Origin of the sequence: Mucilaginibacter pineti (assembly GCF_900101875.1) — a bacterium.
Classification (GTDB): domain Bacteria; phylum Bacteroidota; class Bacteroidia; order Sphingobacteriales; family Sphingobacteriaceae; genus Mucilaginibacter; species Mucilaginibacter pineti.
In genome coordinates this window covers 293,485-309,973 of sequence record NZ_FNAI01000006.1, presented here as the reverse complement: position 1 = coordinate 309,973, position 16,489 = coordinate 293,485, and the positions used below count along the sequence as shown (strand labels likewise).

At 43.2% G+C, this 16,489-nt stretch carries 9 protein-coding genes; 7 read left to right on the top strand and 2 right to left on the bottom strand.

What is annotated here, in order from left to right; genetic code table 11:
• The first annotated feature begins 7 nt into the window (after positions 1 to 7).
• Both BLS59_RS15405 and BLS59_RS15400 read left to right on the top strand, forming a co-directional pair.
• Positions 8 to 1,963: an OmpA family protein gene (locus BLS59_RS15405; RefSeq protein WP_091150174.1), complete on the top strand. Its 1,956-nt coding sequence runs from the start codon at positions 8 to 10 to the stop codon at positions 1,961 to 1,963.
• A gap of 295 nt (positions 1,964 to 2,258) precedes the next feature.
• A complete protein-coding gene (locus BLS59_RS15400; protein WP_091150173.1) occupies positions 2,259 to 2,588 on the top strand; it encodes a helix-turn-helix domain-containing protein in 330 nt (109 codons plus the stop codon).
• Positions 2,589 to 2,693: 105 nt separating this feature from the next.
• Here the strand turns inward: BLS59_RS15400 and BLS59_RS15395 are convergent, their stop codons facing one another.
• Both BLS59_RS15395 and BLS59_RS15390 read right to left on the bottom strand, forming a co-directional pair.
• Positions 2,694 to 3,572, bottom strand: a complete 879-nt coding sequence (locus BLS59_RS15395) for a coiled-coil domain-containing protein (protein ID WP_240315250.1) — start codon at positions 3,570 to 3,572, stop codon at positions 2,694 to 2,696.
• A 148-nt stretch (positions 3,573 to 3,720) separates the two neighbouring features.
• Positions 3,721 to 4,641 carry an AraC family transcriptional regulator gene (locus BLS59_RS15390; RefSeq protein WP_091150172.1) on the bottom strand — a complete coding sequence of 307 codons (921 nt, stop codon included), beginning with the start codon at positions 4,639 to 4,641 and terminating at the stop codon, positions 3,721 to 3,723.
• 343 nt (positions 4,642 to 4,984) lie between these two features.
• Between BLS59_RS15390 and BLS59_RS15385 the strand changes: the two genes are divergently transcribed.
• The 5 genes from BLS59_RS15385 (at position 4,985) to BLS59_RS15365 (ending at position 16,086) form a co-directional block, all read left to right on the top strand.
• Entirely contained in the window at positions 4,985 to 7,204 is a 2,220-nt protein-coding gene (locus BLS59_RS15385; protein WP_205411276.1) for an alpha-amylase family protein, read from the top strand.
• A gap of 3 nt (positions 7,205 to 7,207) precedes the next feature.
• Positions 7,208 to 8,596, top strand: coding sequence for a sugar porter family MFS transporter (locus BLS59_RS15380; RefSeq protein ID WP_262492952.1), 1,389 nt, complete (start codon positions 7,208 to 7,210; stop codon positions 8,594 to 8,596).
• A gap of 13 nt (positions 8,597 to 8,609) precedes the next feature.
• Complete coding sequence (locus BLS59_RS15375) at positions 8,610 to 11,948, top strand: tetratricopeptide repeat protein (RefSeq protein ID WP_091150169.1); 3,339 nt, start codon at positions 8,610 to 8,612, stop codon at positions 11,946 to 11,948.
• Positions 11,949 to 12,031: 83 nt separating this feature from the next.
• Positions 12,032 to 14,986 carry a discoidin domain-containing protein gene (locus tag BLS59_RS15370; RefSeq protein ID WP_091150168.1) on the top strand — a complete coding sequence of 985 codons (2,955 nt, stop codon included), beginning with the start codon at positions 12,032 to 12,034 and terminating at the stop codon, positions 14,984 to 14,986.
• 47 nt (positions 14,987 to 15,033) lie between these two features.
• Entirely contained in the window at positions 15,034 to 16,086 is a 1,053-nt protein-coding gene (locus tag BLS59_RS15365; protein ID WP_205411275.1) for an aldose epimerase family protein, read from the top strand.
• Positions 16,087 to 16,489: the final 403 nt, after the last annotated feature.

Genomic DNA, 16,489 nt, shown 5'->3' with positions numbered 1-16,489 from the left:
TATTCACATGAAGAAGATATTATTAACCATATTTATTTTAAGCGTATTTACCGGGGTTAATGCCCAGTACAGGGCAAATCCACGTGCCTTGGGCGATAAAGCCTTTGCAAATAAGGACTACTACGAAGCCGCTGTATACTATAAAAAAGCAGCCGAAGGTTTGAGCCTTATTAAACAACAGGCCATTCCGTACCATGCCTCGGGTAAAACAGAGAAAAATGGCAAGCCCGATGATCGCGCGTATATCTGCTATCAGCTGGCAGAGTCATACCGCATGTATGAAAACTATCTGGAAGCCGAGGGCTGGTACTATAAAGTAATTACCGAGAATAATGAGTCGAAATACCCATTGGCCCGGTTGTGGTACGGGGTATGCTTGCGTGCTAATCAGCATTTTGATGAAGCTATCATCCAGCTTAAACAATTTAATAATGCTTACAAAGGCGAAAGTAAGTACAATGATATTGCCGATAATGAGGTGGAGAATTGCCAGTTTGCAAAGGATCAATATCTGTATCCGCAATTGATGGAGGTTAGCAAATTAAAAGGCGCTTACGCATCTGATGGATCAGACTATGCGCTGATCCAACGCGATGGCAATGGCTTTTTTACCTCATCGAGGTTTGTTAAGGATGATAAAAAACACCTGAACAGGATCTATGCTATAAAAGATAAAGCCGATCCGCAGGTGATCAATTTTAAAAATGACGAAAGTAAAAATGAACTGGAATATGGAACACCCTCATTAAACGAAACCGGGCAAAAAATGTACCTCACGCGCTGGTACAAGGAAGGCAGCAAAACCGTACATGCCATTTATTACAGCGCATGGGCCAATAACGAATGGAGCACGCCAAAAAAACTCAACAGCAATGTAAATGCCGATGGTTTTAATACCATACAGCCCTTTGTTACGGCCGATGGTAAGCAGCTGTATTTTACATCAAACAAACCCGGTGGCCAGGGTGGCGATGATATCTGGGTAAGCGACCTTGATGCCAGTGGTGACGCTGTTAACTCAACCAACCTGGGTAAGGATATTAACACAGCAATGGATGAACAGGCTGCTTATTATGATGTAGCTGCCAAAAGGCTGATCTATAGTTCAAAAGGTTTCACCGGCCTGGGCGGGTTTGATTTTTTTGAAAGTTTTAATGAGGGCGATAAATGGAGTGAGCCTAAAAATATGGGCTACCCGATGAATTCGGCTAAGGACGATCTGTATTTTCTGCCCGATCATTCGGATGCAAATAAGTTCTACATCAGTTCCGACCGCGAATCGGATTGTTGTCTTGGCCTGTTCGAGGCTTTTGATAAAAGGCACATCCTGTCGGGCATAGTAATCGACTGCGAAACCCATAAGGCGCTGCCGGGTGTTAAGGTAAGTTTTGTTGATTCACTATCTAAACAAACCATCAAAGAATTAGTAACCGATAATACTGCGCGTTACGCTTTTGATGTACGTACAAAACGCCCATACAAACTGGTGCTCGAAAAATCGGGCTACTTTACAAAAGTAATTCCGGTACCCGCTAATGGGCAAATGGCTGGTGATACCCTCAATAATCCCGATATCTGCCTGCAAGCCTTCGCCGTTGACAAGCCTATCGTTATAAAAAACGTATTGTATGATTATGACAAGGCAACCCTGCGGCCCGAATCAAAAGTGGTATTAGATGAGTTGGTTACCATCATGAATGATAACCCCAAGATAAAAGTTGAGCTTGGCGCGCATACCGATTCAAAAGGATCTGACGCCTATAACCAAAAACTATCGCAAGCCCGTGCGCAAGCTTGTGTGGATTATATTGTATCTAAAGGGATAGCCGATAGCAGGATCTATGCTAAAGGTTATGGCGAAAAACGACCAATTGCGCCAAATACGCTACCCAATGGTAAAGATAATCCCGAAGGACGCCAGTTAAACAGGCGTACCGAGTTTACGGTGCTTAAACTGGAATGATTTATTAACCCTAATTAAATATAACATGACAACGCCAACAAATTTACATGGACTGCCACACGGGTATTTTACCCTCATGATGGTTTTAGCGCTGGGCACAGCAGTATATGGAGTAATGAATTTAAGCAGCGTTGTATTCAGGCTATCACATTATAAACCCAACACAGTGGCTTCAGATAAGCTGGTTATTGGATTTTTTAATGTGCTTGTAGGGGTTGTATCCATATGCACTATAATATGCATTGCCAGATAATTGAATTAAACGAATTGATATAAACTGTTAAATAAGGATACTATGAATCAGGACGGAATATCATTAAGCAGGCCGCTACTTAAAACCAAAGGTTTTTCGACACTGCACCTGGAAATTTTTGAATATATACTGGTAGGCAAAACCAACCGCGAAATAAACCGGATGCTGGGTTATTCAGAACGGTCACATGCCGTGGTTGACCACTCGCGCAAGGTGATGTACAAACTGCTGGCGATGGAGGATTTGCATAAAGCCAATTTTAAGGATAGGGTAACCTATCCGCGTAAGTTTCAGTTTTGGTGGATGAAACTATTAGTGAAACACAAAGATGATCTTGTGCTGCGGGCTATTGTGCCTAAATTTTATGAGTAAACGATGCTTAAGTATTTTTAATTGTAGTTATAACTGATTATATAAAGCAATGGGTGTAAAAGCCTGTTGCTTTTTTTGTTTTTAATACTGCTGGTGGCAGGTAAATTAAAAATTCTTGTTTTTACCTTTTTGATCCAGATCAGTAATAAACAGGGTGAGTTCTTTAGTGAAAGCGTCAAGGGATAACGCGGATACTTTCATATAATCTACCATTTTCTTGAGTTCGGCAGGCGATGCCAGGCACTCGGTAAGCACATTTGATATTCCTAAAATATTAGCCACCGGTTGCCTTACCTTATGGTGGGTTAAAAACATCATTTCTTCCAGGCCATGAATATATTCTTTCAAAAACTCTTCGGCTTTTTTGATTTTGTTGTAAGCTATAGTTAGTTCCTGGGATCTTTTTTCTTTCTCTTCGTTTTGAAAAACCAACTCGTGGTTGGCTACAACGAGCTCGGCAGCACGGTTCTCTTTTTCTTTATTTTGAAAAACAAGCTCCTTATTGGCTATAATTAATTCGGCAGCTCGGTTTTCTTTTTCGCCGTTCTGAAATATCAGTTCCTCATTGGCAATAAAGAGTTCTGCCGCGCGTTTTTCCTTTTCCTTGTTTTGAAAAGCCAGCTCAATATTAGCAATGATCAATTCAGCGGCCCGGTTTTCTTTTTCCTTGTTTTGAAAAGCCAGCTCTGTATTGGCAACAATTAGTTCGGCCGCGCGGTTTTCCTTTTCCTGGTTTTGGAAAGCCAGTTCAGTATTGGCAACAATTAGTTCAGCTGCACGATTTTCCTTTTCCTGGTTTTGAAAAGCCAGTTCAGTGTTGGCAACAATTAGTTCAGCTGCACGATTTTCCTTTTCCTGGTTTTGAAAAGCCAGTTCGGCATTGGCAATCAATAATTCGGCAGCACGCTTCTCCTTCTCCTTATTTTGGAAAATAAGTTCATTGTTGGCATTAATTAAATCGTTAGATCTTTTTCGTTTATACATTTTAGAAGGATACGGTTGAGGCAATTAAAAAGAAGGATCGGATTGTATGGATGTGTGGTCGTTTTATTGCAACGTACGTGAAGCTACTGATTATTTTTCAGTAATACAGACCTGCTAAACATTTAATCGCAGGGGATTTTCGGGCGTGTTAGGACCCCAGCAATTGATTGTGCTGTTTTATTTTTTTACGGTACTCATTCGGCGAGCTGCCCATGAGTTTGGTAAACATCCGCGAAAAATAATATTGATCTTCAATGCCTAAACTTATAGCTATGCTTTTGATAGACATGGTGGTAAATGAAATATACTGACATGCCTTTTGCACTTTCAGTTGGTTAAAATATTCTATAGGCGAGTAGCCGGTACGAGCCCTGAAAATAGCCGAAAAATGAGAAGTTGAAAGATTGGCAAACGCAGAAAACTCATCAAGCCTGATCATCAGTTTAATGTTGTCCTGCATGTAGGTGATGGTTTTATCTACAATATCGGGACCGGTTTGCTCATCAACGTGGTTAAATTTGTCTTCATAAATGAGCGACGATAAAAAATGAGAAAATATCATGTTAACATAACGCAGGGTATCGCTGCTGTAACCTTTCTCCAAATTATAACAGATATCCTCAAACAGCTTGATCCTGTCTTCGCTGTAGGATAGGTATGGTTTATAGTTTTCTGAGTTTTTTAAGATCAGGTCTATAATAAACGCTGCAGTTTCACCCTTAAAGTGGATCCAGTAGATAGTCCAGGGTTTATCCATGTTGGCGGCGTACTTGTGCGGGGTGTTGGCCGGTATGGCAATAAACTGCGATGGCGAAACCTCTACCTTTTTTTTATTGATCTCCAGCCAACCGTAGCCCTCGGTACAATAAATGATAATGTGCTGGCTGATCCCGTTAGGCCGTTCGGCATAATGGTGCTTGGCTTTGGGGTAATAGCCAATATCGGTAATGTAAATTTGCTTGGTAACAGGGTCCTTACTTAAAAAGTTGGTGATGATCTTTTTAGGTAGCACCATGAGTTTCTGTCCTTCGAAACCGTCCCTTCTCCTTAAAACCGTATTTTTTGCCATTTTATTTGTAAAGGCTTATTCATGATTTATTTACAATAATACCATAATAAAGTCCATCATTATAATAACATTACCTATTTTTTATTCTCTTTTATTCCGTGAGATTTACATCATAGCCAATTAGTTATTTTATCAGGTACAAGAATTATCCGTTCTGTTTCCTTTTGAGTTATCAGCAAATATTTGAGCTTGTACACATTTTAATTTTATCCGGTGCAAATGGCTGGAATAAGTTAATTGTACACGCACTATATAAATAATGATAGATAAAATAACCAGCAGGCTTAACCAATATGTTAAACAAATACACAGCAATACGTTAAACCGTTACCGGCAATTTTTTATGATGAGAATATTTCGCTTAGTTATTATCGTGTTGTTGTTTAGCCAAGGCCTGTATGCGCAGGATTTGAAAAAAAATGGGAGCGAATATACCTTCAGCAACACACAGGTAAAAATTACTGTTAATAGCGCAACAGGCATGGTTAATTACCTGTTCAGCAGCGGCATCCGGATGGATAATACGGTGGCTTACTTGCGGGGTATAAACTCCGGCTACTTTTCTACCACCGATTTTACAAGCCATACCTGCACGGTAAGTACCATTACCGATAGCCTGGGCAGCGGCGCAGTATTGTCTGTAAAACATACCGACAGCAAGCATAATATTATACTAACGCAAAGTTTTACTCTATATAAACAGCACCCTTATGTGCTGCTTAGTTTAATAGCTGCAAATAGAAATGCGAAGGATAAGCCGTTGGAAACAAGGGATATCAGCGCGCTTGCTATATTGCCGGCTAATAAAGGCTCATTATTTATCCCCGGTACCGAGCCGCGCATCCTGGATGTTCCGTTTGATAACGACGACTGGACGCCCACCCTGGAGCGAAGCTGGCCGGCTGCAAATGCGCCAAAAAATGTAGGTATCAGCTATGAGTTTATTGCCGTTTATGATCAGTTAAAAAACGCCGGTTTGGTTATTGGCAGTGTAAAGCATAATTTCTGGAAAACAGGACTTGCCTATCAAACCGGGAGCCAATTAGGCTATGTAGATTCATTGAATGTTTTCGGCGGTGTAGCTACAGCAGATAATCCATCGTTAAAATCGGCCTATGGAGGTTTAGATGGTACACATGACCATGCAGATCATGGCACCATGACGGGTCAAAGCGTAAGCTCGCCCAATATTTATTTATGCGGATCGGCCGATCTGCACGAGGCGTTTTTAGATTACGGCAGGGTTAATTCAACAATAAATGGCAAGCAAACCTGGCAGGGCTATGCTCCCGTTTACTGGAACAGCTTTGGGGTAGAGGGCGTACTTGGTTACGAAGGCGTTATGATGCCGCCCGCGGTTGAGCAGATCTCAGATTTTATACATTCCATGCCCAACTTTAGCGCTTATTCAAAACCTGTATTAAGTATAGACTCCTACGATCAGGGCATCTACTCAACCGAGGTTTTAAAATCAATAGGTGAATATGGCAAAAAGAACGGGCAGCAAATGGGCTTTTATTTTATTCCTTTTGCCATGTGGAGCTGGAAGGATGATATCAACAATAAAAAAGTACCCGGTTCAAACTATGCCTTAAAAGATGTTTTACTGCATGATAAAAGTGGCAACCCCATTATGTACAAGGATGGTAAGTGGGGCGCTTATGCTATGGACCCAACGCATCCGGCCATTCGCCTGTACATTATTCAGCAGTTAAAAAAGGCCAAGACCATCAATGCCAAATTTTTAAAGATCGACTTTTTAACCGCTGGTTCTTTAGAGACAACCCGCCGTTATGATAAAAATATACGCACCGGGATGCAGGCCTATGATTATGGTATGAAAACCCTGCGGCATTTGGTTGATTCTATTATGGGTAAGGATATTTTTATTACCCAGGCTATATCGCCGCTGTTCCCGCATCAATACGCGCATACCCGTTTTGTATCTACAGATGTGTATTCGCACCTGCGTGATGACCAGAAAGGTTTCCCGGGATGGGGCAGTACCGAATCGTCGTTAGCTACGGGTTCGCACATGGGTTGGGTGCAGGGTACTTTGTTCCCCTATACCAATCTGGATGTAAGCATTATGAAAAACTTCCAGAAAAATCCGGATCTGAACGAGCAGGAAATAAAGGTACGTCTGTACGCCATGATGGTAATGGGCAGTATCCTGGGCGATGGATCGGATTTCAGGAACCCGATTGCCGCCTACCGTGCGCAGGCATTTTTAAACAATAAGAATATAGCCGCGTTTTTTAGTCAGCCTAAAGCATTCATCCCAATTAAAACCGCCGATGGCGAAACATTCGATCAGCAGTTGTCATTTTACCTGCCCGGAGATACCACCATGCTGGCACTGTTTAATTTCGACAGGGAAAAAGAATTTACGCAGGTACTAACGCGGCAAGCCCTGCATTTAAATGAACACAAAAAATATATTTTAAAAGATTTTTTAACCGATACAACCATAGGCGAATTAAAAAAAGATTCACCGGAGTTTACGCTGAGTGCTGCCCATGAAGATGCAGTGCTGATAAAACTTATCCCGGTTAATGAATAATTATTGCACTATAAACTGCAAGTTTACACAGAAGATAATAGTATAAAAATGAGCAAATTACAAACCTTTAACAGCCGGTACATTATCGGGATCTCTTTTATTTCGGCCCTGGGCGGATACCTTTTCGGGTTCGATTTTGCGGTGATCTCGGGCGCATTGCCTTTTTTGCGTACCCAATTTGTACTTACGCCTTTGTGGGAAGGTTTTTTAACCGGCTCGCTGGCATTGGGTTGCATAGTGGGCTGCCTTATGGCCGGTAACATCGCCGATAAATACGGCCGCAAACCGGGTTTGATGATTGCTGCCCTCATTTTTGCCATCTCGTCTATCGGGATAGCGTTCTCTGAATCGTTTACCTATTTTATCGCCCTGCGGTTTGCTGCCGGTATTGGGGTGGGTATGGCATCTATGCTTTGCCCCATGTACATAGCCGAAGTTTCGCCTGCCGAAGTGCGCGGGCGTAATGTGGCCATTAACCAGCTTACGGTGGTTATAGGTATTTTGGTTACTAACCTCGTGAATTATTTCCTGGCCGATCATGGCGTTGATGCCTGGCGCTGGATGTTTGGTTTAGGTGCGGTACCATCTGCCATATTTTTAATAGGTGTTACCTGGCTGCCCGAAAGCCCAAGATGGCTCATGAAATCCGGCCAGACTGAAAAAGCTAAAGTTATCCTCAACAAAATTGGCTCACCCTATTTTGCCGAAGCCACATTTAAAGCCGTCGAAAAATCGCTGGTGGGTTCAACCAAGCAATCATACGGCATGGTGTTTGAAAAGGCCGTTCGCCCGGCAGTGGTGGTGGGGATCACGCTGGCTGTTTTTCAGCAGTTTTGTGGTATTAACGTGGTGTTCAATTACACCTCAACCATATTTGAATCGGTAGGGGCAAATCTTAACCGGCAGTTATTTGAAACCGTAGCCATTGGCATAGTTAACCTTGTATTTACGCTGCTGGCCATGTGGCAGGTTGATAAGCTTGGTCGCCGCCCGCTGATGCTTTACGGTTCTTTGGGCTTATCCATCCTTTACATTGTGTTGGCGGTTGCGCTGCAAAACCATTTCCCGGCAGGGTTGGTATCCATATTTGTATTGCTGGCTATCAGTACATACGCTATTTCATTGGCCCCGGTTACCTGGGTGCTTATCTCCGAGATCTTCCCTAATAAAATTCGTGGTGTGGCCTCATCCGTTGCCATAGTATCATTATGGGGAGCTTACTTTATACTGGTTTTTACCTTCCCAATCCTTGCCAAGATCTTAGGCGCTTACGGGCCATTTTACCTGTACGCGGTAATTTGTTTCTGCGGGTTCCTGTTTGTGAAGGCCAAGGTTAAAGAAACCAAGGGACAAACCCTTGAAGAGTTAGAAGACAATTTAATAAGACATTAACAGTACATATATTATGCAAACTTCAAGTGTTTCCGTTTGGGAAGAGGTAGTAGTGATCCCTACTTATGGCGTTGGTAAACCCGATAAAAACCCTATGTTTTTTGAAAAACGTGTTTACCAGGGCAGCAGCGGCGTGGTTTATCCAAATCCCGTTATCGAAAAAATTGCCGACGAAAAAGAGGATAAAGAATACATAGGTCTGTTTCTTGAAAACAAATACATTAAAGTGATGATATTGCCGCAATTAGGCGGCCGTATTCAAACAGCTTTTGATAAAATAAAACAGCGCCATTTCATATACCATAACCAGGTAATTAAACCTGCGCTGGTTGGTTTAACCGGGCCCTGGATCTCTGGTGGTATTGAGTTTAACTGGCCGCAGCACCATCGCCCAAGTACTTTTGATCCGATAGATTACAAACTGGAAGAACATGCCGACGGCAGCAAAACCATTTGGGTTAACGAGGTGGAGCGCATGTTCCATACCAAGGGGATGGCTGGTTTTACGTTACGCCCCGATACTGCATACATCGAAATAAAAGCAAAATTGTTTAACCGTTCGGCCCTGCCACAAACCTTTTTATGGTGGGCTAACCCGGCAGTAAAGGTTAATGATTATTATCAATCGGTTTTCCCGCCAGATGTTAACGCGGTATTTGACCACGGCAAGCGAGATGTATCTGATTTTCCAATCGCCACGGGTACTTATTACAAAGTTGATTATTCACCAGGTACCGATATTTCGATGTATAAGAATATTCCGGTGCCTACCTCGTATATGGCCATCAATTCTGATTATGATTTTGTGGGGGGATATGAGCATGATAGCCAGGCAGGTTTGCTCCACGTAGCTAATCACCATGTATCACCCGGTAAAAAACAATGGACATGGGGGCACAGCGATTTCGGCCAAGCCTGGGACAGGAACCTTACCGACGAGGACGGTCCGTACATTGAATTGATGACAGGCGTGTTCACCGATAATCAGCCCGATTTTAGCTGGCTGATGCCTTACGAAGAAAAAACTTTTACGCAATACTTTTTGCCATACCGCGAATTGGGCATGGTAAAAAACGCGTCAAAAGATATTTTATTAGCCCTGAGCAAAACGGGAGATAAAGTAACTATCAAGATACAGGTTACATCGGCGCAGCCAAACCTTACCGTTAGTCTGAGCCATAATGATGCTGAACTGTTTAAACACAACGTAACTATTAGCCCCGAAGATGTTTTTGTAAAAGAATTGGCCATAGGTGCCAGCTTAAACGAGAACGAATTGCTGCTGATTATAACCGACAACAATAATCAGGAAGTGCTGCGTTACGAGCCAGCCAAAAACAAACTGAACGAACTACCTACAGCTGCGAAACCTGCTTTGGAACCTGCCGATGTAGAAAGCGTGGAACAGCTGTTTTTAACTGCCCAGCATTTGGAGCAGTACCGTCATGCTACTTACAGCCCGGTGCCCTATTATGAGGAAGCATTGCGCCGTGAGCCTACAGATTTGCGTAATAATAACGCCTTGGGCAAATGGTACCTGCGCAAAGGCCAGTTTGCCAAAGCCGAAGCCTTTTTAAGAACAGCGGTTGAAACCAGCATTCAGCGTAACCCTAATCCTTATGATAGCGAGCCGTATTATAACCTGGGTCTTTGTTTAAAATATCTTGATCGCGCAGATGAAGCGTACACCGTTTCCTACAAATCAACCTGGAGCAATGCCTGGAAGGATACCGGTTTTTTTGCGGTAGCACAGATAGATATGGCACGTGGTCATTACGCCCTTTCGCTGGATCATATTACCCAATCGTTGGACAGGAACGCGAATAACAGCAAAGCCTATGTTATAAAAATGGCTGCTTACCGCAAGCTTAACCAATTGGATAAAGCGTTAAAAGTTGCGGATATAGCTTTGGAACGTGATGGCTTTAACCTGGGTGTTATCTTCGAAAAGGTACAGGTGTACAAACAAAGCGGCGATGCCGAGCAGGTTGCCAAATGTTTGGATGAGTTGATCTCCCTATCAAGAAACGACGACCAGAATTTTATAGAATACGCTTTGGATTACGCCGCCGCAGGTTTATATACCGAGGCCAGCCAATTACTGCAGCTTACCTTAAAAGAGCGGGGTACAAACCCAATGGTATATTATAGCCTCGGTTGGTTTAGCCACAATGCAGGGTTGCAGGCAGATGCAAAAGCCTGGTTTGAAAAAGCCGCCGCTGCCGATCCGTACCTGTGTTTCCCTAACCGGTTAGATGAGGTGAACATATTGAAACTGGCAATCGAAATTAATCCGGCCGACGCTAAAGCTCCGTATTATTTAGGAAACTTGTTTTACGATAAACGCCAGTATGCCGATGCTATTGGTTATTGGGAGCAATCGGCGCAAAAGGATGATAGCTTCCCTACGGTGTTCAGGAATTTGGCTATTGCCTATTTCAATAAGCAAAATAATGCCGAAAAAGCGCTGGAATACTTTGAAAAAGCCTTTGCTTTGGATAACACCGATGCCCGTGTTTTTATGGAGCTCGACCAGCTTTATAAAAGGTTGAACCGCTCGCCACAGGAACGCCTGAAATTCATCGAGTCCAACCTCGCGGTAGCAGATCAGCGCGATGATACTTATTTAGAAAAAGTTACCCTATATAACCTCACCGGTAACTACGATACCGCGCTTGAATTATTGAACAAACGCCAGTTTCACCCCTGGGAGGGCGGCGAAGGCAAGGCATCGGGCCAGTACGTATTTAGTCTGGTTCAGTTAGCTAAAAAATATTGCGCCGAAGGTTTGTATGATAAAGCCATTGCCAATTTAAACGCTGCCAAAAGCTATCCGCATAACCTGGGCGAAGGCAAACTTTACGGCACTCAGGAAAATGATATTGATTATTGGTTAGGATGCGCCTATGAATTAGCCGGCAATCAAACCGAAGCAAAAAAATATTTTGAGCAGGCTACAGTTGGTTTGGATGAACCGTCGGCAGCTGTTTTTTATAACGACCAGCAACCCGATAAGATTTTTTACCAGGGCCTCGGCTGGAAAAAACTTGGCAATGACAAAAAGGCAAAACACATCTTTGATAAACTGGTTAGCTATGGCAAAGCCCACGAAAACGATGAGGTGAAGATTGATTACTTTGCTGTATCACTACCCAACCTGCTCATCTTTGATGACGATCTGAATGTGCGTAACCGCATCCATACTTACTTTTTACAAGGTTTGGGATTGCTTGGTTTGCATGATCATGAGGCTGCAAATTGTATGTTCAACAAGGTATTGGAGCTTGATGCTGCGCACACCGGTGGCATGGCCCATCTGGAAATGGCTGCGCAGCAATTGAATGTTATTTAATGATTAAGTAAAAACCCACTGGTAGCCAAACGGCAGTCAGTGGGTTTTTATCTAAAATCAATACCTAATTCTTAAAACTAAACATGTTAAAAAATTACATAGCAAATTTTAAATTCATTGCTACTTTATTACTTACTTGCATTGGTTCAATCTCGTTTGCACAGTCTAACATAGTTTCACTTAGCAGTACCGGTAAACAGGTTTGGAAAGTAACCCCTCAGGCTGATGTTGTTAATCCTGCGGAGATGAACCAACCCAATTACAATACCCAAAACTGGGTGGCGGCTGTAGTACCCGGAACTGTTTTTGCCTCCTACGTAGCAGCCGGATTGGAAAAAGATCCCAACTATGCCGATAATATTTACAAGGTAGATCGTACCAAATACAACCGCAGCTTCTGGTACCGTACAGAATTTAACATACCTGTCAATTACACCAAAAAAAAGATCTGGCTGAATTTTAAAGGTGTAAACCGTAAGGCCGATATCTACCTGAATGGCATTAAACTGGGCACACTTGATGGTTTTATGCAGCGCGGAAATTTTGATATTACAGATATTGCCAGCCGCAAACAAAAGAACGTGTTGACCGTGCTGGTGTTTATCCCTAAACAACCGCTGGCCAATATAGGCAGCCCCAACTATGTATCAAGCGCCGGCTGGGATTGGATGCCCTATGTACCGGGTCTTAACTCAGGCATCACCGATAAGGTTTACCTCACCAATACCGGCGACCTCACCATTCAGGATCCCTGGATCCAAACCAAGCTGCCTACCAATGCACGGGCCGATTTGTCTGTAGCTTTGGAAGTTAAAAACAATACCACTGCCGGTCAGCAGGGCTATATAAAAGGCGTGATCAATCCCGGCAATATCGAGTTTTCGCAAAAGGTATTTGTTGATGCCAACGGCAGCACAACCGTGAAAATGGATAAAAGATATTTTTCGCAATTGATGATCCACAGCCCCAAACTTTGGTGGCCAAACGGCTATGGTGATCCAAATTTGTATGATTGTAAGCTAAGTCTTACCGTTGGCGACCAGGTATCTGATGTGCAACATATTAAATTCGGCATAAAAAGATACAGTTATGATACGGTTGGTCATGTATTGCACGTAGCTATAAATGGTACCCCCGTATTTATAAAGGGCGGCGCCTGGGGTATGTCAGAATATTTGCTGCGCTGCCGCGGCGATGAGTACGATACCAAAATAAAACTGCATCGCGAAATGAACTTTAACATGATCCGTAACTGGATAGGTTCAACTACCGATGAGGAATTTTACGATGCCTGCGATAAATATGGTATTATGGTTTGGGATGAGTTCTGGCTGAATGCCAACCCCAACCTGCCTGCCGACCTGAATGCCTTTAACAGCAATGCTATTGAAAAAATAAAACGTTTCCGCAACCACCCGGCCATTGCGGTTTGGTGTGCCGATAACGAGGGTTGGCCCGAGCCGCCGCTTAGCGGCTGGCTAAAGGAAGACCTGACTACTTTTGATGGTGGCGACCGCTGGTATCAACCCAACTCGCACGCCGAAAATTTGACAGGTAGCGGTCCCTGGGATAACCGCGACCCACGGTTTTATTTTACTGCTTACCCCACAGCCACAGGAGGTAACAAAGGCTGGGGCTTGCGTACCGAATTGGGTACGGCAGTATTCACCAATTTTGAAAGTTTTAAAAGGTTTATCCCTAAAGACAAATGGTGGCCGCGTAACGAAATGTGGAACCAACACTTTTTTGGTCCACTCGCATTTAACGCCGGTCCTGATAATTATGATGCAAGCGTAAATGCCTACGGCACGGCCAAAGATATTGAAGATTATTGCCGCAAGGCCCAGTTTGTAAATGTGGAAGCCAACAAGGCCATGTTTGAAGGTTGGCAGGACCATATCGGCGAAGATGCGTCGGGCATCATGACCTGGATGAGCCAGTCGGCATACCCATCAATGGTGTGGCAAACATATGATTACTATTACGATTTAACAGGAGCTTATTACGGTGCCAAAAAAGCCTGCGAGCCGCTGCACATCCAATGGAACCCGGTTGACAATGCCATTAAGGTGATCAATACCACCCATGCCGATGCTGGAGAATTAACAGCAACCGCTGAAATCTATAACCTGGACGGCAAACTGGTAAACCATTACAGCGATTCAAAAACAATAGATGCACCATCCAATAGTGCTACGGAATGCTTTAAACTGAAACTGAGCGAAAGTAAACTTAACCTGGCACTCAATAAACCGGTGTTTGCCTCATCCTCAACCAATGGCGACCCAAGCGCGGTGAACGATGGCAATAACGGCACGCGCTGGGCCAGCAGATCAAACGATGATGAGTGGATCTATGTAGACCTGGGTAAGGAAGAGGTAATAAACGGCGTGGGCCTTAACTGGGAAGACGCTTACCCTAAAACATTCAAGGTACAGGTATCAAACGATGCCAAAAGGTGGAACGATGTTTACGTAACTAATGAGGGCCGCCCCGGCGAGCAGCAGATAAGCTTTGTTGAAAATACGGCTCGCTACGTTAGGGTGCAGGGTGTAGAACGCGGAACTTACTGGGGCTACTCCTTATGGAACTTTGAAGTTTACCAGGGCGATGTAGCCAGCGAAGGGCTATCGGCGGTGCATTTCATCAAGCTTAAATTAACCGATAAAGCAGGCAAACTGGTATCAGATAACTTTTACTGGAGGGGCAACAAACGCAAAGATTACTCGGCACTGAGCACTTTGCCGAAGGTTGATCTGAAAGTAAGTTCAAAAACAGTAAAAAGCGATGGCAAGTATTATATCACCGCGCAGATCACCAATCCTTCGTCATCGGTGGCGGTAGCTTTTGGGGTAAGGGTACAGACCATAAATTCGGCCACCGGCGAGCAGATTTTGCCAGCCATAACCAGCGACAATTATTTCTCCCTGCTAAAGGGCGAAACCAAAACGATAAAAATTGAGTTTAATGCAGATGCGTTAGGTAAGGGCACAGCAAGCCTTAAAGTTGAACCATACAACAACATGATCGTAAAATAGCATCAGGCGGTTAAGTTTACAGTAATATAATCTATCTTGTAATAAAAATGACGGAATTTATGATAGGCGGGCGGGCCACAATATCAAGTAAGCTATGGGGCACACATGAGGGCCGGCCCGTTTATCTTTTTAAGCTGGTGAATGCTGCCGGTGCGTATATTGAACTTACCAATTACGGGGCCACGCTGGTATCGGTAGTAGTGCCCGATGGTGATAATAATCTTGGTAATGTGGTCCTGGGTTTTCCCGATCTGCAGGGATACCTGGATGATGATTGCTACATTGGCTCAACTGTAGGTCGGTTTGCCAACAGGATAGCCGGTGCACAGTTTACATTGGATGGCGTTGTCTATCAACTGGAGAACAACGACGGAAAAAACTCCAACCACGGTGGCAACGCTGGTTTTAATAAAAAGGTTTTTGATTATGTTATTACAGATGGCAGTGTGTCGTTCACTATTTTGAGTAAGGATGGGGAAGGGGGCTATCCCGGCAATCTTAGCCTTACGGTAAATTACCGGTGGACAGATCTGAACGAGTTGATTATAACTTACACTGCAACAAGTGATAAGAAAACGATTGCTAATTTTACTAACCATGCCTATTTCAATTTATCAAACACTGGCCAAGATATCCAGGATCATCTGTTAACAATTTATGCCGATAATATACTGGAAGCCGATGCAGATTACACGCCGACAGGCGTAATAAAAGCTGCCGGGAATAAAGTTTTTCTGAATACCCCCGTTAAAAATAACATGAACATAAACGGGGATAAAGTGACCGGTTTAAATGATTGTTATTTACTTAACGTTAGTCCTGAACAACTTAAACCCGCGGCCAAACTTCAGGAACAAACATCGGGCAGATGGATGGAAGTGTTTACCACCTACCCCGCTCTTATGCTTTATACTGCCGACTATTTGCACAGTAAAGCCCCCGGCCATGCAATGCGCAAGTACCAACCCTTTGATGGGTTGTGCCTGGAATGTCAGCATTGCCCGGATAGTCCTAATCAACCAATATTTCCCTCAGCCGTACTAAATGTAGGCGAAGTGTTTGAGGAAACTATCGTCTATAAATTCGGCACTATCCGGTAACTCCATCGGTTAAATTATCTTCTTTAATAAAACCCTGCTCATTTTTATTTGAAGTAAATCTTTTATCCACAGCTTTTTGTGGTTGTGTCGTGATGGATAAAATCTTTATCACGCAAATTATATGCTAAATAATCTATTAACATCGATAGTTTTTTGTTTCGCAATCGATTTTCAGACCGGGCAAATAATAGACAAAACAATTATTTGTATTAAATTCATAAAATTGTCCATCTTTTTTGAAAGTTTATCCATTTTTAAAACTCATCCCTCCACTTACATTTACAGAACCAATTATTAACTAAACCAACTCTGTATGTAGAAAAACTGACTTTTAACTTAAAGGGGAGAAAATATCCAATTTACCCTGACCAGGTAAATTGCGCAGCAAATAAGCTAAGCACAT